The sequence below is a fragment of the Tardiphaga alba genome (assembly GCF_018279705.1).
In the GTDB taxonomy this organism is placed as follows: Bacteria; Pseudomonadota; Alphaproteobacteria; order Rhizobiales; family Xanthobacteraceae; genus Tardiphaga; species Tardiphaga alba.
Window position 1 is genome coordinate 2,989,753 of sequence record NZ_CP036498.1, and the last position, 21,716, is coordinate 3,011,468.

The window sequence follows — 21,716 nt, forward strand, 5'->3', positions numbered from 1 at the left end:
CGGGCAGGGCAACAATGCCGCCGTCTTAGCTGGCGCTGAGACGGACGCCTGCACGGAGAAATTTCTGCGGATCGACGGCGTCGCCATCAATGCGGGTTTCATAGTGCAAATGCGGGCCGGTGGAACGACCGGTGGAGCCGACCTGACCGATCACCTGGCCGATCTTGACGCTGTCGCCGACCTTCACGCCGATCACCGACATGTGGCCGTAACGGGTGGAGAGGCCATTGCCATGATCGATCTCGACCATTTTGCCATAGCCGCCGGCATAAGCGGCAGAGACGACGCGGCCATTGGCGGTGGCGCGGATCGGATCGCCGGTGGAGCCGCGGAAATCGAGGCCGGCATGCATGGCCGGGCGGCCAAGAAATGGATCGCTGCGGACGCCGAAGCCCGATGAGAATTCGACGGTGCCGACAACGGGCTTGCGATACGGCACCTGCGCCATGGTGCGGTTCAGCTTGTCCATCTGCGCGCGGGTCATGTGCAGGCGATAGAGCTGACGTTCGAACGGGTCGGCGCTGGACGAGAGCTTGACCGGGATATAGGGGCCGCCCATCCCGCCGCGTGGTGCGGCGGCTTCCAGCTTCGCCATGTTCAGGCCGAGATCGGCGATGGCGCCGCGCATGCGGCGGACCTTGGAGTCCATACCTTCTTCTGCCGAGCTGAGCGCAGCAAGTTGTTTGCTTTCCACGCGGTCAAGCGAGGCCTGCAGGCGATCGATGACATTGTCGGCGCCGCCAAGCTTGGCGACCTGGGTCTGTGGCGGCGCGGCCAGAACAGGCGCACGAGATTCCAGTCGTGCTTCACGATCGGGTGGCACCACGAAAGTCACGGTGTCGCTGATCTGAGCGGTTTTCTGAAGCGAATTCGTATCCAGCGATGCGCCACGGCCGGGTGCTTTCGTCGGCGGGAGCGAGCCGGTGACCGACAGGTCAGGCACATTGCCCAGCGCACTGGCACGGGATTCCAGCTGGTTCTGGCGACGCAGGACCTGTTCGAGCTTCTTGTCGAACTGCTCCTGATCCAGCATCTGGCGGCTGGTGGTGCGGTCGATCTTGGCGCGCAACTCGGCGATGCGGTCCTCGTAGGCGTACTGCATGTCGGCCTGACGGGCGATCAGCTTGGTCAGCACGTCGTCGCGAAATGCGAAATAGGTGGCGGTCGCAGCCGACCATGCGCCGAGCACGGTTACGGTGCCGACCACGATCCAGAACACCACTGGTCCGATCCGGACCTGCTTGCCGCGATGCGCGATCGTGTAGTCGCTCTGCCGTGCGGCCATCGCTGCGGGCGGCTTGGCAGGGGCGACGCGCCGCGGCTGGGGGCGTCCGTGATCGTGAGCGTGGTGCTGAGGGTACTCGGCGTATTGGACAGGACGGTTCGACATCAGCACTCCCGGGCCTGCCGGGAGACTCGTCGGCGGGCTCAACTACAGGAGGGATTTGAGCCCGGCATGGTTAATTCCAGCTAAATGACATCCGTCAAATTTGCAGTTCGGTTAATGCCGCTGCGCCTCGGCGAGGACCTGGTCCGCGTGGCCGTCCACTTTCACGTTGCGCCAGGTCTTGATGACTTTACCGTCCGTGCCGATCAGTACCGTGCTGCGAAGAACGCCTTCGAACACCTTGCCATACAACTTCTTTTCGCCCCACGCGCCATAGGCCACGAGCATCGCTTGCTCGGTGTCCGAGAGCAGCGGCATTGTGAGTTCATACTTGTCGCGAAACTTCTCCTGCGCCTTGAGCGGATCGGCGGAGACCCCAAGCACGTCGGTATCGGCTGCCGCGAATTGAGCGGCCAGTCGGCTGAAGTCCATCGCTTCCTTGGTGCAGCCGGGCGTGCTGGCGCGCGGATAGAAGAAGATGACCAGCTTGCGGCCGGCATAGTCAGCCAGGGAGACGGCTCCGCCGCCATCGCGGGGAAGCTTGAAGGCGGGGCCTTCTTGCCTGCGACCAGGACGTCGGATGGGGTGGTTGTCGTGGTCGATGCTGCCTTGGCCATCGGGAGTCCTCGGTATTGGGCGTCTGATCGCGTCGTCTTATCCGAGAGCCGGCAATTGCTCCATGGCTGGCACCGCCAGCCGACATGCAGGGAGGCCGTTCGTCGCGGGTGACGCGCCAACGACCGCTCGGGGGTGATCCCAGATGCGCGTCCGGTCATTTCCTAACCCGGTCTTCGAGGAATTCTTGCGCGATTTCTTGTACATACGCCTTCCTTTCGTCGCTTTCCGGCGGTCACTGTGATCAGATTGCAGGCAGTGCTTCACAGTCCACCGGCCTCAGCGTCGCGGTGCAAAATCGCCACTCGCGGGGTATGGTGACCTAAGGATTCGAGACGAGACACGTTGCAGGCGCCTCTCGGCGGCGCGACGACCAGAAGACGAGCTATAGTTCAATCCGGGATTGGCAGCTCTGCCGGCAGACAGGCGTTCGTTGAAATCGATGCGCGGACTGCCGGTAGTGATCGGTCTCATTGTCAGCGCCACCACCGAGAGACCCGGCACCTAGAGGATATGGCAAAGAGCAAGCCACCCGCAGCGCACCGCCCGCGCGCCGATGACCGCTCCATGCGTTGGGACGATTCCGATTGGGATCACCAGCAGGTTGCGGCTGGGCACGACCGTGCGCGAAAATTGCTCTCCCGAAAACCATCCGGCTGGCACCGCTTCAGCGACAGGTTCCGCGCGTTTCGTGAGCGTCGTCCCGGCGGTCGTTGGGGCCGGCGTATCGTCACGGTATTCGGCGGTCTCTTCATCGTTCTTGCGGTGTGCTTTGCCGTTCTCTGGTGGCGGCTCGGTACCGGTCCGATCAATTTCGACGTCGCAACGCCGTGGCTGACCGAAGCCATCCAGGACAATATCGGCGCCGGGAATACCGTCGAGGTCGGTGGCACCCAGATCGAGCGGGCGGGGCGGGTCCGCATGGCCGTGCGCTTGCGCGATATCGTGGTCCGGGACCGCGATCATGCCGTCATCGCCAGCGCTCCCAAGGCCGAAGTGAAGATTTCGGTACCGGCTTTGTTGATGGGGCGCATGCGCGCCGAAAGCCTCAACCTCGTGGACGTCGTTCTGGCGGTGCGGATCACGCCGGAAGGACAGGTCACGGTCTCGACGGGCAATGATGATCGTCCGATCGCGACCGGCATGGCGTCGCCGCGGGTGCCGGGATCATGGCTAGGTCCCGCCAAGCCACCGGAACTGACCTTTCCGCGCCAACCTCAGCCCCCGTCGTGACTGTCGAGCGTCCTGCCGGGGCTGCGCCAGGCGACAAGCGTGAAGGCCCGACCGGCATTCTGGCCGGTCTGGACTGGCTTGATACGCTGACATTGTCCGGCCTGGACGGGCAGAGCCTCGACGAGGTCGGTCTGAAGAATGGCCGACTGGTGGTCGATGACCAGCAGCGCGGCAACAAGTGGGAGTTCAACAACATCTCCCTCGCATTGCGTCGCCCGAGCGGCGGCGGCGTCGCGCTGACGGTCGGCGAGGGCGGCAAGATCCCTGGTCGCTCGGGATCAATATCGGCGCACCCTCCAACGGAGTGCGATCAGTCGATCTCAAGGCCGACAAGGTCTCGACCAAGAATCTGTTGCTTGCGCTGCGCATGAAGGATCTCACCTATAGCGCGGACATCCCGCTGACCGGTGAGTTGAAAGGCGAGATCGGTCGCGATGGTCTACCGACCTATTTCCGCGGCAAGTTGCTCGCCGGCGCCGGCGATATCATCGACAACGATACGCCCGACTATCCGATGCCCATCGACGGCGCCGAAATCAGCTTCGAATGGGATTCCGGCCGACGTGTCCTGCTGGCGCCGTTCAAGGTCATCTCGGGCGCCAATCGTGTAACGCTGTTGGCACATATCGAGCCGCCGAATGGCGTGACCACGGCATGGCAGGCAGGCCTCAGCGGCGGCACCATCGTGCTCGGCGGCAAGGGCAATGAAGCGCCGTTGATCTTCAACAACATCTCCATCCGCGCCAAATTCGACGCGGATAACCGACAGGTGTCGTTGACCCAGGCCAATATCAGCAATGGCGAACTCGGCGTTGCCGGCACCGGCAGCATTGATTACGCTGGCGAGCCGCGCATGAAGCTTGGCTTTGCAGGGACGCCCATGTCCGCATCGGCGCTCAAGCGCATGTGGCCCATCCTGATCGTGCCGGAAGTGCGGGAATGGGTGATCGAGCGGATCGAAGCCGGCAATCTGCAGCGGATCGAAATCGGTGTGAACTCGCCGACCAAGAACCTGACGCGCCGCGGACCGCCAATTCCAGATGACGGCCTGAACGTCAACATCATCGCGAATGATGTCTCGGTGCGGCCGGTCGATGGCCTGCCGGTGATCCAGGACGGCGATCTGCGCGCGCGCATCACCGGCCGCACGGCCACCGTGACCATCGGCCAGGCGAACAGCAACACGCCGGGTGGTCGCAAGATCAACCTGAGCGACATCGTGTTCGAAGTGCCGGATATGGCGCCGAAGCCGTCGCCGTCGCGCATTCGCTTCAAGCTCGATGGACCCGCGCCCGGCGTTGTCGAGGTTCTCAATTCCGACCGTCTCAGCGAAGCATCCGGCAACATGCTGGATCCCGCTGCGATCAAGGGAAATGTAACGGCGCAGGTCGCCATGGGCATGCCGATCCAGCATGAGCTGACCAAGGCCGATACGACCTACAATATCACGGCGGATCTGAAGGACTTCTCGGCCGACAAGCTGGTGATGAACCAGAAGGTCGATGCCAATGCCTTGAAGATCACGGCGACCAATCAGGGCTATCAGGTCCGCGGTGACATCAAGGTCAATGGCCAGACGGGCGCATTGGACTATCGCAAGCCCACCGACGGCGATGCCGATGTGCGCCTCAGCGCGACCCTCGACGACGCCAGCCGCAACAGGCTGGGTTTCGATCTCGGTACGGCCATGGTCGGCGCGGTGCCGGTCAAGCTGGTCGGCAAGATCGGGAGCGGTGATCGCGATAGCAAATTCGGTATCGAGGCTGACCTGACACCGCTCAAGCTCGACAATCTGTTGCCGGGCTGGACGAAGGTCGCAGGAAAGTCGGCGAAGGCTGCATTCAACGTGGTGAAGAAGGGCGACTCGACGCGCCTCGAAGATATTGCCGTCGATGGTGCAGGGGCTTCGATCAAGGGATCGGTTGAACTCGATCAGAACGGCGATCTCGTCAATGTCAACTTCCCGACCTATTCGCCGTCCGAAGGCGACAAGACGTCGATCAAGGCCGAGCGCGGCAATGACGGCGTGATGAAGGTTGCCATGCGGGGCGACGTGTTCGACGGCCGCGGCTTCATGAAGTCGATGACGTCGGGCAAGGAGTCCGATAGCAAAAGCAAAGCAAAGGCCGTTGATTTCGACATCGATCTCAAGCTCGGTGCGGTTGCCGGCTTTTACGGCGAAGCGATCCGCAGCCTCGACGCCAAGATATCGCGCCGCAATGGCACGATCTCGAAGTTCTCGCTGACCGGCAAGCTGGGCCGCGATACGCCGCTCACCGGTGACATGCGCGGCAAGGCGCAAGGCGCCGGGCGTGACCTGATCTATGTCGAGACCAACGACGCTGGCGCCTTCCTGCGCGCGACCGACACCTATTCGAAGATGGTCGGCGGGCAACTTGCGCTGGCGATGGATGCGCCGTCATCCGATACGCGTCCCAAGGAAGGCCTGATCAATGTGCGCGACTTCACCGTCAAGGGTGAAGCGTCGCTGGAGCGCGTCGCGGCCTCGGGCGGGCCTCCCGGCGCCGCCAATAGCGGCGTGCAGTTCTCGCGCCTGCGCGCTGAATTCACCCGGCAGAATAATCTTCTGACCGTCCGCGACGGCGTGGTGAAGGGGCCGTCGGTCGGCGCCACGATCGAAGGCAATATCGACTACAACACCAATCAGGTGCGGATGAGCGGCACCTTCGTGCCGTTGTATGGCTTGAACAATATGTTCGGTCAGATTCCGGTGGTCGGCCTGTTGCTCGGCGGCGGCAGCAATGAAGGCCTGTTCGGCGTCACTTATGAAGTGGTCGGCTCGCCCAGCGCTCCGGTGTTGCGCGTCAATCCGCTCTCTGCCGTTGCGCCGGGCATTTTCCGAAAGGTCTTCGACTTCGGTACGGGCCGGCAGAATAACGGCGTCGAATTCCCGAATCAGAACAACAACAGCAACTGATCCGTTGAGCTGAGTGATCAGTTGGGTGCGATGTCGGGCAGAAATCGCTCGATACATGCGAGGATCGTGGCTGCCGTCTCGGGACGGCGGGTGAGGCAACGCGATGTTGGCCCGGCCACGACCAGTGAAAGTCGCCGATGGTTGATCGGCAGCGGCACGGCGACGCCGGCGAGATCAGCGATGTATTCCGACGAACTCTGGTGATAGCCGCGTTCAGCGGCCTCGGTGAGGGCTTCCTCGACAGCTTCGGCAGAGCAGGGCGTCGTATCGGAGAACGGCTCGAAGCGAATCTTGCGATAGATGCCGCGACGCTCTTCCGGTGACTGCTGTGCAAGAATGGCGCGGCCGACGGAGCTTGCATGCACCGGCACGCGATCGCCGATCTGGGCGAAATAGCGCACCGAGTGGCTGCATTCGACCACATCCAGGAAAATGGCATTGGTGCCGGCCAGGGCCGCGATTGCCGTGGTCTCGCCGGTCTTGTCGGCGATCTCTAGCGCCAATGCATGCGCCGCATCCGGCAGCGGCTCGGCTTCGGCCACGGTACGGGCGAGAGTGAGCCAGCGCGGGCTCGGATAATAGCCGTTGCGGGCGCGGGGCTCATACAGCCAGCCTTTGTCGGCGATGGTGCCGACCAGATTGAAGGTGCTGGACCTTGGCCAGCCGAGGTCATCCGAGATTTCGGCGAGCGTCGCGGGCCGTTTACGCCGCGCAAAATATTCCATCAGCTCAAGGACGTTGGCTGCCTGCCTGACCAGCATTGAAATCCGCTCTTCCTGTTTGGCCCCCACGTCGAGGCCAGCGTTTCCGCACGTTCTGGTTGGCCTTTGCAGAACTGGACGGCTTTTGAAAGCCGTCCAGACCCACAGAAGCGGTCTTGACTTCCAATTCATGTATAGGTCTTATAAATTCATAAACAAGAATTTTCGTGTGATGGGTTTCCGGCACCGGGGTTGGTGGCGGCATCACCCGGGTCTAGTCAGGGGAGGAATTCATGAATTTCCGCAACACGCTCGCCGTGTCCGTCATGGCGTTGTCGATCGGCATGCTGTCGTCATCGATGGCGTCCGCCCAGACACCAGTGAAGCTTGGTGTGCTCGCCGACATGTCCGGCATTTTCTCGGACATCGGCGGCATGGGCTCCTACGAGGCCACCAAGATGGCGGTCGAGGACTTCAACAAGCTGCCGGGTGCCGACAAGTTCAAGATCGAGGTCGTCCAGGGCGATCCGCAGAACAAGCCGGACATCGCACGTAACATCGCGCGCAAGTGGTTCGAGACCGAAGGCGTCGATGTTCTCCTCGACATTCCGACCAGCGCCACGTCGCTGGCCGTCGCACCGCTCACCGCCGAGCTGAACAAGGTCGCCCTGTTCACCGCATCGGGCACGTCGGATCTTACCGGCAAGGCCTGCACGCCGAATTCGGTGCACTGGACCTATGACACCTGGGCTCTGTCCCACGGCACCGCCGATGCGATGACCAAGGCCGGCGGCAAGAGCTGGTTCTTCCTGACCGTCGATTTCGCGCTCGGTGCCTCGCTGGAGCGTGACGCGACGGCCGTGATCAATGCCAATGGCGGCAAGGTGCTCGGCAGCATCAAACACCCGACTGACTCCAACGATTTTGCGTCCTATCTCCTCCAGGCGCAGGCCTCGAAGGCCGACGTCATCGCGCTCGCCAATGCCGGTGGCGACACCATCAAGGCGATCAAGCAGGCGTCGGAATTCGGCATCGTGCAGGCCGGCCAGAAGCTCGCCGCCATGCTGATGTTCATCTCGGACGTACACTCGCTCGGCCTGAACACCGCGCAGGGACTGCAGCTCACCGAAGCCTTCTACTGGGATCTCAACGACAAGACCCGTGAGTTCGGCGAGCGTTTCGCCAAGCGTCACAACAACCGCTATCCCAGCATGAACCAGGCCGGTGCCTATTCCGCCGCGCTGACCTATCTGAAGGCCGTCGCCAAGGTCGGCTCGCCGAAGGACGGCGCTGCCGTCGTCAAGGCCATCCGCGACATGGGCACCTTCGATGATCCGCTGTTCGGCAAGACCACGCTGCGCGAAGACGGCCGCGTGCTGCACGACATGTATCTGCTGCAGGTCAAGAAGCCGGCGGAATCGAAGAAGCCCTACGACTACTACAATGTCGTGGCGACCATTCCGGCCGACAAGGCGTTCCGCCCGCTCAAGGACGGCGGCTGCCCGCTGATCAAGTAAGTCTGTTTACTCCCGAGACTTGAACTCCCGAGACTTGGACGCGCAGATGTCGGTGATCCCGCGCTGCGCGTTCTTTTTTCGACCACTTCGCAACCACCACAAGAAGGACTAAGCCATGCGTCTCGCCAACAAACTCGCCGTCATCACCGCTGCCGCGTCCGGCATGGGCCGCGCCGGTGTCGAGCTGTTCCTCAAGGAGGGCGCGAAGGTCGCGGCGGTGGACGTCAATGCCGATGCGCTGGCGAACCTCAAGGCCGACATGAAGGCCAAGGGTTTTGACCTCATCACGATCCAGGCCGATCTCTCGAAGACCGATGAGATGAAGAGCTCCATCGATGATGCGGCGGCCGCGCTCGGCGGCGTCGATATCCTGTGGGCCCATGCCGGTACGCCCGGTCCGGCCGGCGTCGAGAATCTCGATCTCAAGGCCTATGAATTCGCCATGTCGCTCAACGTCACCTCGGCCACCATCGGTGCAGGCGAAGTGGTCAAGCACATGCGCAAGCGTGGCGGCGGTTCGGTGATCTTCACCTCGTCGGTGTCGGGCATGGTCGGCTCGATGATGAGCCCGATCTATTCGGCGGCGAAATTCGCCGTGGTCGGCCTCACCAAGTCGCTTTGCCAGACCTTTGCGCCCGATCAGGTGCGCGTCAACGTGATCTGCCCGGGCCTTGCCGACACGCCGATGAAGCTCGGCTTCACCGGCCGCTCTGGCGTTGCTGCAGAAGCTGCGGCGAACGAAGCCAAGCTGCTCACCGCGGTGCCGATGGGCCGTCTCTGCAAGGCCGAGGATGTCGCCAACGCAGCGCTGTGGCTGGCGTCGGACGAGTCGACCTTCGTCACCGGCGTGGCGCTGCCGGTGGACGGGGGCTTCACTGCGCGCTGATGCCTGCGTAGCCCGGATGGAGCGCAGCGCAATCCGGGGACCAGCGTTTCAATTGGTTTTGTTGTCCCTGGATTACGCTGCGCTTCATCCAGGCTACAAGAAACACAAAGGGCGCGGTCATCGCTGACCGCGCCCTTTGCTTTTCAGTCTTATCCGATCAGGCGGCGCGGACGCCAGCGAGGAAGGTGGTCACTTCGCCAGTGAGTTGCTCGGCCTGCTTCGAGAGACCCGACGCAGCGCTCAGCACCATGGTTGCGGCATTGCCGGTTTCATGTGCGGCATTGGTGACATCGCCGATATTGGTGGTGACGTCCTGCGTTGCCTGCGCCGTCTGGGTGACATTGCGGGCGATTTCGGCGGTTGCTGCACCTTGCTCCTCGATGGCAGAGCCAATCGTGGTGGCGATGGAGCTGACTTCCTCGATGGTCGTCGTGATGCCCTGGATCGCGTCCACGGCCTCCCTGGTCGCGCTTTGGATCTGCGCGATGCGGCTGCCGATTTCCTTGGTGGCGCTGGCCGTCTGGCCGGCAAGGCTCTTCACTTCGGTGGCGACCACCGCAAAGCCCTTGCCGGCATCGCCGGCGCGGGCGGCTTCGATCGTCGCGTTGAGCGCGAGCAGGTTGGTCTGCGCCGCGATGGTCGAGATCAGTTCGACCACGCTCTCGATCTGCTGCGCACCTTCCGCCAGCGCGCGGACGATGGTGTCGGTACGACGTGCACTTTCCACCGCGTGGGTGGTGATGCGTGCCGACTGTGCCATCTGGCGTGCGATCTCGGAGATCGACGAAGACAATTCTTCCGCTGCGGCAGCAACGGTCTGCACCCGCGAGCTGGCCTGGGTCGCAGCATTGCTGACTACGCCGGCCTGATCATTGGTGCGGGCGGCGGTGCCGGACATCGACTGTGCGGTGGCTTCCAGTTCGGTCGAACCCGAGGCCATCAGGCCGACGAGCTGGCCGACCGAGGAGTCGAAGCGGTCGGCGAGGGCGATCAGCGCCTCGCGCTTTTCGGCTTCGCCGCGCTGCTTGAGCTCGGTCTGTTCGGCTTCGAGCATGCGGGCAGTCAGCGAGGTCTGGCGAAGCATTTCCAACGTTTCTGCCATGCGGCCGATTTCGTCGCCGCGATCGGTCTCATCGACCGTCTTGTCGAGCGCGCCATTGGCGATCTCATGCATGCGGGCCTGCAGGCGACGCAGCGCGCCGAGGATGTCGCTGGCGATCAGCCAGGACAGCAGCGCCATCAGCGCCAGCACGCCGGCACCAAGCGAACCAAGACGGACAAGCAGCGCATTCACGTCGGCATCGAGATCATCGACATAGAGGCCAGTGCTGAGGGTGACATCCCAGGGCGCGAAATGACGGGCATAGACCATCTTCGACGTGGGTTCGGTCTGCCCCGGCCGCGGATAGAGATAATAGGCGATGCCGCCTGTGGCGCTCTGGCGCCCGGCGTCCATGATCGCCTTCGAGATCAGCACGCCATTGGAATCCTTGGCGCCGGTGTTCTTGTCTTCGAGCTTCGGGTTGCCGGCATTGACGAGGATGACACCGTCAGGACGATAGGCAACGAGATAGCCCTGCTTGTTGCCGAAGCTCATGGTGCGGGCGCGCATGCGAAACTGCATCTGCGCATCGGCCAGGCTGAGCTTGCCGGCGGTCACTTCCTCCTGCAGGCCTTCCGCCATGCCGAGCATCAGGTCCGTCGCGGTGTGAAGCTGCTCCATGCGATCTTGCGTCATGCGCTTCTGGCTGAGTGACGCAGCCACGGCAATAACGGCGCAGATAGATGCGGCGGAGACCAGCACCATGCTGGTGAGCTTTGTACGGATCGTAAAACGGCTGAGCAGGCTCATAGCGACCTCTGATGGGAGCAATGACGCATTGCAATACCGGGGAGTCGCTTATCAATCGTGAATCATGAGGAACTCAACCTGTTCGCGCTGCGAACGCGGGCATTTCAATTGCGCAGCGCGGGCACGACGAGAAACGGGATCATGCCGAGCACGACGCTGATGAGCGCAAAGGCCAGCAGCGAATTGTAGCTCTGCGTCCAGTCATGCAGCAGGCCGCCGCTCCATGAGCCCAATGCTCCGCCGAGTCCGCTGCCGAATGTGATCGCGCCGTAAATCGTCCCGACCCGGTTGCCGCGAAAGATCTTCATGGCAGTGGCCGAGAGCAAGGGCCCGCGCGATCCGATCATGCTGCCGAAGCAGACGACGAAGCCGGTGAGGAGAATGTAATTCGGGTACCACTGCAACAGCCATAGCATCACGATGCCCAGGATCGACATCGAATAGCTGAAGAGGATCGATGGCCGCCGGCCAATCACGCCGTCGAGCCAACTGATACCGAGCATGCCACAGACGAGTGCGATGCCGCTGAAGCCCCAGGCGGTGGCCGCCTGGAGCGGCGGAAAGCCGGCTTCGACGAGATAGGCGACCACCTGCGGGGTGATCGTGAACATGCCGATGGCGGTGAAGAAGAAGGTGCCGAACAGCGCCCAGAACGCATGATGGCGCATGGCGGAGAGAAGCGTCCAGCCTTCGTCAATGATGTCGTCGTGCTTCTGAAGCTTGTCGAGATGCGGTGATCCCGAACCGATGATGCGCCAGGGCAGGAAAAGGATGGGGACCAGCACGGCGAGAGCGACAAACCCGAATATCCGGTAGGCGCCACGCCACTCGACCTGATCGATCAGGAGCTGGGCGAGCGGCAGCATCACCAGCACGCCAGCGCCGGCGGCGGAATAGAAGACCGACATGGCCATCGGCAGGCGTTTTCCGAACCAGCGTCCGAGCAGCAGCGCGTTGGGGACGTTGCCGATGCAGGCGACGGCAAAGCCGAAACAGGCGCCGAGGGCGAGTTGAAACTGCCAGAGTTGCCGGGCGTAGGCGGCGGCCAGCAACGACAGGCCGAGGACCGAAAAACCGATGACGAAGACCGTTCGTGGACCGGACCGATCGAACAGCCGACCGATCAATGGCGAGGACAGGCCGACGCATAGCGCCGTCAGCGAATAGATCGAAACGACCTCGCCGCGGTCCCAGCCGAGCGACTGCGAAATTGGCAGCAGGAAAACCGGGAAGCTTTCCTGCAGTCCCCGGCCAAAGAGCGAGAAGGTGAAACTCAGGCCGAGGACGGTCAGTCCGGTCCGCTGGGACGTCTTCAGATCCATCGACGCTCTTTTTCACGGCGGTTGCGAGAACGCCATGGGACGCGTTCCGCTCGCCGGGGACAAGTGCGCTGGATGAATGCGGCTATGCAGATGCGAGGCCGTAGCCCGGATGGAGCGAAGCGTAATCCGGGGACCGACGTTTCAACGGGCTCTGCTGTCCCTGGATTGCGCTTCGCTCCATCCAGGCTACGGCAGCCTCTATTCCGGCTTCAGCAGGATATGCTTCTTCTTGCCGAGCGAGAGTTTGATCACGCCTTCTGGCGTCAACTGGTCCGGGGTCAGCAGCATCTTCTCGTCATTGACCGCTACATCGTTGACGCGCAGTCCGCCGCCCTTGATCTGCCGGCGTGCTTCGCCATTGGAGGCGACGAAGCCGGCATTGACGAAGGCGGCGAGCACACCGACGCCGGCCTCCAACTCGCCGCGCGGAATGCTGACGGTCGGCAGGCTCTCAGCCAGCGCGCCTTCCTCGAAGGTTTTTCGCGCCGTTTCGGCGGCGGCATCCGCGGCGTCGCGACCATGCACGACGGCGGTCGCCTCGGTCGCGAGGATCTTCTTCGCCTCGTTAATCTCCGAGCCGCCGAGCGCGGCGAGCTTGGCGATTTCGTCCAGCGGCAGTCGCGTGAACACCTTCAGGAAGCGGCCGACATCGGCGTCCTCGGTATTGCGGAAATACTGCCAGAAGTCATAGGGGCTGAAGAGGTCGCCATTGAGCCAGACGGCGCCGGATGCCGACTTGCCCATCTTCTCGCCGGAGGACTTGGTCAGCAGCGGCGTGGTCAGTGCATAGAGCTGCGGGCCGCCCATGCGGTGGCTGAGATCGACGCCATTGATGATGTTGCCCCACTGGTCGGAGCCGCCCATCTGTAGGATCGTGCCGTAGCGCCGGTTGAGCTCGGTGAAGTCGTAGCCCTGCATGATCATGTAGTTGAATTCGAGGAACGACAGCGACTGGTCGCGATCGAGGCGCAGCTTCACGCTGTCGAAGGACAGCATGCGGTTGACCGAGAAGTGGCGGCCGACGTCGCGCAGGAATTCCACATAGTTCAGTTTCAGCAACCAGTCGGCATTGTTGACCATCAGCGCGTCGGTCGGGCCATCACCGTAACGCAGCATCTTGCCAAAATCTTTTTGATGCCTTCGATGTTCTCCGCGATCTTCTCGACCGTCAGCAGGGAGCGCTGATCGTCGCGGAACGAGGGATCGCCGACCATCGAGGTGCCGCCGCCCATCAGCGTGATCGGGCGATGTCCGGTCTGCTGAAACCAGTACAACATGGTCACCGAAATCAGGTTGCCGATATGCAGGCTGGTCGCCGTGGCGTCATAGCCCACATAAGCCGTGACCGGTCCCTTGCAGCAGGCGGCATCCAGCGCGGCACCGTCAGAGACCTGATGGATCAGGCCGCGCTGGTCCAGCACGTTGAGGAAATCGGACTTGTAGGTGGTCATCGGTTCGGGACTCGGGTCTGAAGGTTTTACGCCGCTTCAACTGATCGGCGGCATGCTCGTGGCGTCGGGCCACCAGAGAGCCGTTTGGTATAAGATTGGGCGGTTCGGCACAAGTTTGGACCGGAATTCAGGGGATTTTGCGTGACCAAGGCGCTACGGGCGATCGGGCTGATGAGCGGAACCTCGCTGGACGGGGTGGACGTCGCCATGATCGAGACCGATGGCGAGCGGGTCACCGCGTTCGGACCGTCCGGTTATCGGCCTTATGCCGAGGCTGAGCGAATGCTGTTGCGGCAGGCGCTGAGCGATGCCGTCAGCATGAGCGACCGCAATGCGCGGCCGGGCGTGCTGGCGGAGGCCGAGCGTGTGGTGACCGATGCCCATGCCGAGGCTGTCGAGGCCTTCCTGTCGATGCACGGGATCGCACGCCAAAGCGTCGATCTCATAGGCTTCCATGGCCAGACCGTCCTGCATCGTCCGGCGGATCGGCTGACAGTGCAGATCGGCGACGGCGAGGGGCTGGCCAGGCGCCTTGGTCTGCCCGTCGTCTACGACCTGCGCGCCGCCGATGTCGCGGCGGGCGGGCAGGGCGCGCCACTGGTCCCGGTCTATCACCGCGCTTTGGCGCGCGGGCTGGATCGGACAGGCCCATTGATCGTGGTCAATATCGGCGGAGTCTCCAACATCACTTACATTGATGGCGACGACGTGCTGATCGCCTGTGACACAGGGCCCGGCAACGCACTGCTCGACGACTTCGTACTCAAGACGACAGGACGGCCATTCGATGCGGATGGAGCACTGGCTGCACAAGGGCGCGTGGATGAGGCTTGGGTCTCACGCGCGCTTCAGAATTCTTTCTTCAGCGCACCACCGCCGAAATCGCTCGATCGCAATCATTTTGCGGCGTTGAGCGTCGATGACAAATCGCCGGCCGATGGTGCGGCAACGCTGACCGCGTTTACGGCCGCGAGCATCGCAGCGATCGCGCCGCTCCTGCCGAAGCCGCCGCGTACTTTCATCGTTGCCGGCGGTGGCGCACGCAATCCGACGCTGCTGTCGATGCTTCGCGACCGCGCGGCGCAGGCATCGGTCGAAAGTGCCGATGCGCTCGGTTGGTCGGCAGATGCGATGGAAGCGCAGGCCTTTGCGTTTCTCGCGGTCCGCAGCGCAAAGCAACTGCCATTCACCTTTCCGGGCACCACGGGCATTGCGACGGCGTCATCGGGCGGCGTGTTGACGGGCATCTGAAACAGAACCGAGTCGGCGAAACGCACGACTGTCTGCACGACTTCGTTGATCGCTTCACATATCGCGCGGATGTAAACACCAAGCTGTGATCTACCGCCGACGACTTGTGATCGCATTGGTAGCTCGCTGCTGCTGTCGGCCCTGTTTTTGTTGCTCAAACCACACATCGCGAAAATCTACTGCGTCGATTGATCGCAGCCATTGTGTCATGACGGTGTCTTCAACAGATTTGCGCCACCGGCTCTGAGGCCGGCGCAACGGAATGATGCGATGCCGATATCGCCGAGCGCCTGATTGCTCGCTGCGGCTTCGCTCTGGAGGCAAGATGACGACGATCAAGCAGGCGGTTCTCGGCTCGGCGGCAGCGCTGATGGCGATCGGCAGCGCGCAGGCAGCGGACCTTCCCGTCAAGGCCAAGGCGATCGAGTATGTGAAGGTGTGCTCGCTCTACGGCGCAGGCTTCTATTACATTCCGGGTACCGACACCTGCATCAAGATCGGCGGCGCGATCCGCATCGATACGACGTTCAACGGCGGTCCCTATGATGCGCCGTTCTGGCAGGGCGGCGCCGGTGGGAACGATCTCTGGACAAAGAACAATTACCTCACTCGGTCGCGCGTGAATCTGACCACGGATACGCGGACCGCCACCGAATACGGTATGGTCCGCACCTACGCGAATTTCCAGCTCGATTTCACCCAGGATCGCGACAACATCGCCGGCGGTTTCACGGAGGTCGATCTGGCCTTCGTCCAGTTTGCAGGGTTCACCTTCGGCAAGGCGGTGTCGCAATTCGATCCGCAATGGGCGCTGACAAAACCCTATATTTCGTCGGGCTTCCTGGCTGGTTCGAACAACAGTACGGGCCTTCCGCAGATCGCCTACACCGCCGAATTCGGCAATGGCGTCTCGGCGTCGATCTCGCTGGAGAACGCGTCGCCTTATCGCAATGCCGGCCTCTACAACACAGCGAACTTCATCGTCGCACCCGGCGCCGCCCAGTTCGGGAGCCAGCAATATGGCACGGTGTCGAACACCTTCCTCGGCAATTCCTATGGCGGCAACCACATTCCCGATATCGTGGGCAATGTCCGCCTCGATCAAAAGTGGGGCTCGCTGCACTTCGGCGCGGCCATGCACACGATCACGCCGGGCTTCTGGGGCGCGAACGAATCCTTCGGCCACCCCGATGATTCCTATGGATTCGCGGTCACCGGTGCGGTCGAGTTCAAAAATCTGCCGACCGGTGCAAATGACAGCCTGAAGCTCGAAGCATCCTACGGCAAGGGCGCGACCAAGTATGTGTTTGGTGGTGGCACGCTCGATACCCAGGGTGGCGGCCGCTTCGCGAAGTTCGAGGGCAACACTGTCGGATTTGGCTACCTGCTCGACGGCGTGTTCGCGCCGAACGGCCAGATCCAGCAGGCCGAGACCTGGCAGGTCAGCGCCTTCTACGAACACTATTGGAACACGGCGTGGCGCACCTCGCTGTTCGGCAATTACAGCCACATCTCCTATGGCGATGGCGGCAATGCGTTGCTGGCGGCGGCCTTCAGCGCAGCCGGTGGCCGTTTGGGCACCAGCACGGCGGCAGCGCCGACCGGCGTCAATGCGGGCAGTATCGCGGACACGACGAACAATTTCGATTTCGCGATCGCGCAGATCGGCACGCGGACGGCCTGGACGCCGGTGAAGAACCTGACCCTGTCGGCCGAGTTCACCTTCACGCGGCTCGATCAGAATCTCGGCGGCACCTATACGGGCAACGTGACCGGCAGGCCGGCCGGGCAGGCCTACGAGATCCGGGACCAGAATCTCTATAACGGCTCGGTGCAGATATTGCGGTCGTTCTGATCGCAAACAAAAAGCCCTCGGCTGAAAGGCCGAGGGCTTTTTGTTTTGGTAGCCTGGGTGGAGCGAAGCGTAACCCAGGAATGTCGAGATGGCCGAAGCGTCGGTCCCCGGATTTCGCTGTGCTCCATCCGGGCTACCAGAGCTACGTCTCACCTCACATTGGCGAGACGCATGTCGAGATAGCTCGTCACCGATTCCATCAGCGGCTCGAGTTTGTTGTCGAAGAAGTGGTTGGCGCCGGGGATGACCTGCTGGTCGATCACGATGCCCTTCTGGGTCTTCAGCTTCTCGACCAGCGTGTTGACGTCCTTGGCCGGCACCACGGCATCCTTGTCGCCATGCACGATCAAGCCCGAGGACGGGCAGGGCGCCAGGAACGAGAAGTCGTAGAGATTGGCCGGCGGGGCGATCGAGATAAAACCCTCGACTTCCGGACGGCGCATCAGGAGCTGCATGCCGATCCAGGCACCGAAGGAGAAACCGGCGACCCAGCAGGCGCGGGCTTCGGGATTGATCGACTGCGCCCAGTCGAGCGCTGCTGCCGCGTCCGAGAGCTCACCGGTGCCGTGGTCGAACGAGCCCTGGCTGCGGCCGACGCCACGGAAATTGAAACGCAGCACCGAGAAGCCGCGATGCACGAAGGCGTAGTAGCATTGATAGACGATCTGGTGGTTCATCGTGCCGGCGAATTGCGGATGCGGATGCAGCACCATCGCGATCGGCGCGTTCTTCTGCTTGGCAGGATGATAGCGGCCTTCGATACGGCCGGCAGGACCGGTAAAAATAACTTCGGGCATCGTGATCCTTGGTCCCGTTCGCGGCGCGGTCGGCCAGCCTTGCGTCGGCGTGGCGGCATCTCTCGCGCCTGTGAGGCGGGCGATCGGCACCGCAAGACACGGCGCCGGGTGGCGTGAGGTCGCGTTCTACCATAAGCGCAGGGGCGAAAAGCAAGCATATTGAACGGGTGGCGATGCAGCCGGACGCGCATTTGCCGCCAAGTTGGTCTAAGACGCCCGGACGGAACCGAAGGAGATCAAGTTTGGCGCGCCCTCGCGTTTATCTCGACTGGAACGCCACGACCCCGCTGCGCGATGAGGCGCGGGTGGCGATGCTGGCTGCGATGGATACGGTAGGGAACCCATCGTCGGTCCATGCCGAGGGGCGCCAGGCGAGGCGCCTGGTCGAGGATGCCCGCGCGGCAGTTGCCGCAGCGGTTGGCGCCGAGGCGCGGCAAGTGGTGTTCACGTCAGGTGGAACCGAAGCAAATGTCATGGCCCTGGTTCCCGGGATCGGCCGCAAAGGCAGCGCACCGGTTCAGCGGTTGATCGTGTCGGCCGTGGAGCATCCGTCAGTCATGGCCGCCGGCCGGTTCCCGTCGGAGGCCGCGACGGTGGTGGCGGTCGATCGGAACGGGGTGGTTGATCCCGCGCATTTGCGGTCGATGCTGGCAGGCGGATCGCCGGCCCTGGTGTCGGTCATGCTTGCGAATAATGAGACGGGAGCTCTACAGCCCATCGTGGATATTGCTCATGTAATACATGAAGCAGGTGGTCTGCTGCATGTGGACGCCGTGCAGGCTCTTGGGAAGATTCCGCTTAATATCAATGAATTGCAGATCGATCTTCTATCGATTTCTGCACATAAGATCGGCGGCCCCAAGGGCGTCGGTGCGTTGGTGGTTGGCGATCGCCTGGCTGGTCCGGAGCCGCTGCTGCGCGGCGGCGGGCAGGAGCTGTCGCGGCGAGCCGGGACCGAAAATGTCATTGGGATCGCCGGCTTTGGCGCGGCTGCAAAGGTCGCGACCGCGGGGCTGGCGCAGGCAGCAGATATCGCGAAGCTAAGAGAAAAGCTTGAGAGTGGCTTGCGGCAGCACAACGACGTCATTGTCTTCGCAGCAGACGCTCCCCGACTGCCGAATACGATCCTGTTCGGCGCCCCTGGTTTGCGCGCGGAGACGGCCGTGATCGGATTTGATCTCGAAGGTATTGCGGTATCATCAGGTTCCGCCTGCTCCTCCGGTAAGGTGCAGCCGTCCCACGTGATCGAGGCAATGGGCTACGGGCCGGAACTTACCCGCAGCGCGATTCGCCTCAGTCTGGGGTGGTCGACCACTCACGAAGACGTGGAACTCTGCCTTCAGGCTTGGAAAAAGCTCGCGGGATCATTAATTAAGCAGAGCGACGAAACAGAGGTTGAACGGTTCTAAGGCTGGTGATTTTCCCGCCGGAACGTCGTAAAGACCCCCGCAAGTTCTGAATTTTGGTTTGGTTATGTCCACCGCGGTCCTTGAAACCGCGAGCGGAGGATTGAATGGCTGCCGTACAAGAAACCATCGATCAGGTTCGCCTCATCGATGTCGATCAATATCGCTATGGGTTCGAGACCAATATCGAATCCGAGCTTGCCCCCAAGGGGCTGAGCGAAGACATCGTTCGCTATATTTCCGCGAAAAAGAACGAGCCCGAGTGGATGCTGGAATGGCGCCTCGAGGCCTATCGCCGCTGGCTCACCATGGAAGAGCCCAAGTGGGCGCGCGTCGATTATCCGAAGATCGACTTCCAGGACATTCACTATTACGCAGCGCCGAAGAAGAAATCGATCGCCTCGCTGGACGAGATCGATCCCGAGATTCTCAAGACCTATGAGAAGCTTGGCATCCCACTTCGGGAAGTCGCAATGCTGGAAGGCGTCGAGCCGCAGCCGGGCGACGAGAATCCCGAGCGCCGCAAGATCGCCGTCGATGCCGTGTTCGATTCGGTCTCGGTCGCGACCACGTTTCAGGCCGAGTTGAAGAAGGCCGGCGTGATCTTCATGCCGATCTCGGAAGCCATCCGCGAACATCCCGATTTGGTGAAGCAGTATCTCGGCACGGTGGTCCCCACCTCCGACAACTTCTACGCCACGCTGAACTCGGCCGTGTTCTCCGACGGCTCCTTCGTCTACATCCCGCCGGGCGTGAAGTGCCCGATGGAGCTGTCAACCTATTTCCGTATCAATGAGCGCAACACCGGCCAGTTCGAGCGCACGCTGATCATCGCCGACAAGGGCGCCTACGTATCCTATCTCGAAGGCTGCACGGCGCCGCAGCGCGACGAGAACCAGCTGCACGCCGCCGTGGTCGAACTCGTCACCCTCGACGATGCCGAGATCAAATATTCGACGGTGCAGAACTGGTATCCGGGCAATTCGGAAGGCAAGGGCGGCATCTACAATTTTGTCACCAAGCGTGGTGACTGCCGTGGCAAGAATTCCAAGATATCCTGGACTCAGGTCGAGACCGGTTCGGCGATCACCTGGAAATATCCGAGCTGCATTCTCCGCGGTGATAACTCTCGCGGCGAGTTCTATTCGATCGCCATTTCGAACGGCTATCAGCAGGTCGATAGCGGCACCAAGATGATCCATCTCGGCAACAACACCACGAGCCGGATCATCTCCAAGGGCATCGCCGCCGGCAAGTCGCAGAACACCTATCGCGGCCTCGTCACGGCCAACCGCAAGGCGAAGAACGCCCGTAACTTCACGGCCTGTGACTCGCTCCTGATCGGCGATCAGTGCGGCGCGCATACGGTGCCTTACATCGAGGCCAAGAATTCCTCGGCTCTGTTCGAGCACGAAGCGACCACCTCGAAGATTTCGGAAGACGTGCTGTTCTACTGCATCCAGCGCGGCCTGAGCCAGGAAGAGGCCGTCGGCCTCGTGGTCAACGGCTTCGTCAAGGACGTGCTGCAGCAGCTCCCGATGGAATTCGCCGTGGAAGCGCAGAAGCTGATCTCGATCAGCCTCGAAGGCAGCGTCGGTTAAGTCACGCACAGGTCCTCATCCTGAGGAGCCGCGTAGCGGCGTCTCGAAGGATGAGTTGGAAGACACCGTTTCGGTCCGTCCTTCGAGACGCGCGCAAGGGCGCGCTCCTCAGGACGAGGGCCATACATAAGGAAAGCTGAAATGCCCTCATTGCTCGAAGTCAAAAATCTCCAGGTTCGTGTCGAGGATCGCGAGATTCTCCATGGGCTGACGCTCACCGTGAATGCCGGTGAAGTGCACGCCATCATGGGCCCGAACGGTTCGGGTAAATCGACGCTCAGCCACGTCATCGCCGGCAAGCCGGGCTATGAAGTCACCGGCGGCGAGATCCTGTTCAAGGGCGAAGACCTCCTGGAGATGGAGCCGGACGAGCGCGCCGCCAAGGGCGTGTTCCTGGCGTTCCAGTATCCGGTCGAAATCCCCGGCGTCGCCACCATGACCTTCCTGCGCACCGCGCTGAACGCGCAGCGCAAGGCCCGCGGCGAGGACGAGTTTTCGACCCCGGACTTCCTCAAGAAGGTGCGTGAAGTCGCCGCCTCCCTGAACATCCCGCAGGACATGCTCCGCCGCGGCGTCAATGTCGGCTTCTCCGGTGGTGAGAAGAAGCGCAACGAAGTGCTGCAGATGGCGCTCTTCCAGCCGAGTCTCTGCATCCTCGATGAAATGGACTCCGGTCTCGACATCGACGCGCTGCGCATCGCTTCCGAAGGCGTCAATGCGTTGCGCACCAGCGACCGCGCCATGGTGGTCATCACCCACTATCAGCGCCTGCTGAACTACATCGTGCCGGACCACGTGCACGTGATGTCGAAGGGCCGCGTGGTGAAGACCGGCGGCAAGGAACTGGCGCTCGAACTCGAAGCCTCGGGTTACGCGCAGTACGAAGACGCGGCCGCCTGAGTGA

At 62.3% G+C, this 21,716-nt stretch carries 13 protein-coding genes and 2 pseudogenes; 8 read left to right on the forward strand and 7 right to left on the reverse strand.

The genetic code is table 11. The annotated features are described in order from the left end of the window. Nucleotides 1-25: 25 nt before the first annotated feature. Both RPMA_RS14210 and RPMA_RS14215 read right to left on the reverse strand, forming a co-directional pair. On the reverse strand, nt 26-1,390 hold the full coding sequence (locus RPMA_RS14210; protein WP_211907843.1) for a M23 family metallopeptidase: 1,365 nt from the start codon (nt 1,388-1,390) through the stop codon (nt 26-28). A gap of 111 nt (nt 1,391-1,501) precedes the next feature. Continuing rightward, the gene (locus tag RPMA_RS14215; RefSeq protein WP_211913660.1) at nt 1,502-2,032 is read right to left on the reverse strand and encodes a peroxiredoxin; all 531 of its coding nucleotides are present in this window, start codon (nt 2,030-2,032) and stop codon (nt 1,502-1,504) included. Nucleotides 2,033-2,515: 483 nt separating this feature from the next. Here RPMA_RS14215 and RPMA_RS14220 point away from each other — a divergent pair. After that, a pseudogene (locus tag RPMA_RS14220) lies at nt 2,516-6,173 on the forward strand (YhdP family protein). Nucleotides 6,174-6,190: 17 nt separating this feature from the next. Here the strand turns inward: RPMA_RS14220 and RPMA_RS14225 are convergent. Then, nucleotides 6,191-6,934 (reverse strand): IclR family transcriptional regulator, encoded by a 744-nt coding sequence (locus RPMA_RS14225; RefSeq protein WP_211907844.1) that lies wholly within the window; start codon nt 6,932-6,934, stop codon nt 6,191-6,193. Between the two features lie 233 nt (nt 6,935-7,167). Here RPMA_RS14225 and RPMA_RS14230 point away from each other — a divergent pair, with 233 nt between their 5' ends. Further along, the gene (locus RPMA_RS14230) at nt 7,168-8,391 is read left to right on the forward strand and encodes an ABC transporter substrate-binding protein (RefSeq protein WP_211907846.1); all 1,224 of its coding nucleotides are present in this window, start codon (nt 7,168-7,170) and stop codon (nt 8,389-8,391) included. 115 nt (nt 8,392-8,506) lie between these two features. Further along, nucleotides 8,507-9,277, forward strand: coding sequence for an SDR family NAD(P)-dependent oxidoreductase (locus RPMA_RS14235; RefSeq protein WP_211907848.1), 771 nt, complete (start codon nt 8,507-8,509; stop codon nt 9,275-9,277). Nucleotides 9,278-9,434: 157 nt separating this feature from the next. On the opposite strand, the gene RPMA_RS14240 is transcribed toward RPMA_RS14235, so the two are convergent. From RPMA_RS14240 to tyrS, 3 genes and pseudogenes are all read right to left on the reverse strand, one after another. Then, complete coding sequence (locus RPMA_RS14240; RefSeq protein WP_211907850.1) at nt 9,435-11,129, reverse strand: methyl-accepting chemotaxis protein; 1,695 nt, start codon at nt 11,127-11,129, stop codon at nt 9,435-9,437. 104 nt (nt 11,130-11,233) lie between these two features. After that, complete coding sequence (locus RPMA_RS14245) at nt 11,234-12,451, reverse strand: MFS transporter (RefSeq protein WP_211907852.1); 1,218 nt, start codon at nt 12,449-12,451, stop codon at nt 11,234-11,236. 198 nt (nt 12,452-12,649) lie between these two features. Next, nucleotides 12,650-13,902: pseudogene (gene tyrS, locus RPMA_RS14250) on the reverse strand (tyrosine--tRNA ligase). A gap of 141 nt (nt 13,903-14,043) precedes the next feature. Between tyrS and RPMA_RS14255 the strand changes: the two are divergent. Further along, the gene (locus RPMA_RS14255; protein ID WP_256438165.1) at nt 14,044-15,153 is read left to right on the forward strand and encodes an anhydro-N-acetylmuramic acid kinase; all 1,110 of its coding nucleotides are present in this window, start codon (nt 14,044-14,046) and stop codon (nt 15,151-15,153) included. 325 nt (nt 15,154-15,478) lie between these two features. After that, nucleotides 15,479-17,008, forward strand: a complete 1,530-nt coding sequence (locus tag RPMA_RS14260) for a porin (RefSeq protein WP_211907854.1) — start codon at nt 15,479-15,481, stop codon at nt 17,006-17,008. Nucleotides 17,009-17,157: 149 nt separating this feature from the next. On the opposite strand, the gene RPMA_RS14265 is transcribed toward RPMA_RS14260, so the two are convergent. After that, a complete protein-coding gene (locus RPMA_RS14265; protein WP_211907862.1) occupies nt 17,158-17,805 on the reverse strand; it encodes an alpha/beta hydrolase in 648 nt (215 codons plus the stop codon). 242 nt (nt 17,806-18,047) lie between these two features. On the opposite strand from RPMA_RS14265, the gene RPMA_RS14270 reads away from it, so the two are divergent. The 3 genes from RPMA_RS14270 (at nt 18,048) to sufC (ending at nt 21,712) form a co-directional block, all read left to right on the forward strand. Then, nucleotides 18,048-19,214: a cysteine desulfurase family protein gene (locus RPMA_RS14270; RefSeq protein ID WP_249225181.1), complete on the forward strand. Its 1,167-nt coding sequence runs from the start codon at nt 18,048-18,050 to the stop codon at nt 19,212-19,214. A 104-nt stretch (nt 19,215-19,318) separates the two neighbouring features. After that, the gene (gene sufB / locus RPMA_RS14275; protein WP_211907871.1) at nt 19,319-20,812 is read left to right on the forward strand and encodes a Fe-S cluster assembly protein SufB; all 1,494 of its coding nucleotides are present in this window, start codon (nt 19,319-19,321) and stop codon (nt 20,810-20,812) included. A 141-nt stretch (nt 20,813-20,953) separates the two neighbouring features. Continuing rightward, nucleotides 20,954-21,712, forward strand: coding sequence for a Fe-S cluster assembly ATPase SufC (gene sufC, locus RPMA_RS14280; protein ID WP_211907873.1), 759 nt, complete (start codon nt 20,954-20,956; stop codon nt 21,710-21,712). The last annotated feature ends 4 nt before the right edge of the window (nt 21,713-21,716 follow it).

What these genes read in the sequence shown, in the direction of transcription:
- RPMA_RS14230 (WP_211907846.1), top strand. Translation starts at nt 7,168, where the DNA reads ATGAATTTCCGCAACACGCTCGCCGTGTCCGTCATGGCGTTGTCGATC.
- RPMA_RS14225 (WP_211907844.1), bottom strand. Translation starts at nt 6,934, where the DNA reads ATGCTGGTCAGGCAGGCAGCCAACGTCCTTGAGCTGATGGAATATTTT.
- RPMA_RS14245 (WP_211907852.1), bottom strand. Translation starts at nt 12,451, where the DNA reads ATGGATCTGAAGACGTCCCAGCGGACCGGACTGACCGTCCTCGGCCTG.
- RPMA_RS14235 (WP_211907848.1), top strand. Translation starts at nt 8,507, where the DNA reads ATGCGTCTCGCCAACAAACTCGCCGTCATCACCGCTGCCGCGTCCGGC.
- RPMA_RS14260 (WP_211907854.1), top strand. Translation starts at nt 15,479, where the DNA reads ATGACGACGATCAAGCAGGCGGTTCTCGGCTCGGCGGCAGCGCTGATG.
- sufB (WP_211907871.1), top strand. Translation starts at nt 19,319, where the DNA reads ATGGCTGCCGTACAAGAAACCATCGATCAGGTTCGCCTCATCGATGTC.
- RPMA_RS14210 (WP_211907843.1), bottom strand. Translation starts at nt 1,390, where the DNA reads ATGTCGAACCGTCCTGTCCAATACGCCGAGTACCCTCAGCACCACGCT.
- RPMA_RS14265 (WP_211907862.1), bottom strand. Translation starts at nt 17,805, where the DNA reads ATGCCCGAAGTTATTTTTACCGGTCCTGCCGGCCGTATCGAAGGCCGC.
- RPMA_RS14240 (WP_211907850.1), bottom strand. Translation starts at nt 11,129, where the DNA reads ATGAGCCTGCTCAGCCGTTTTACGATCCGTACAAAGCTCACCAGCATG.
- sufC (WP_211907873.1), top strand. Translation starts at nt 20,954, where the DNA reads ATGCCCTCATTGCTCGAAGTCAAAAATCTCCAGGTTCGTGTCGAGGAT.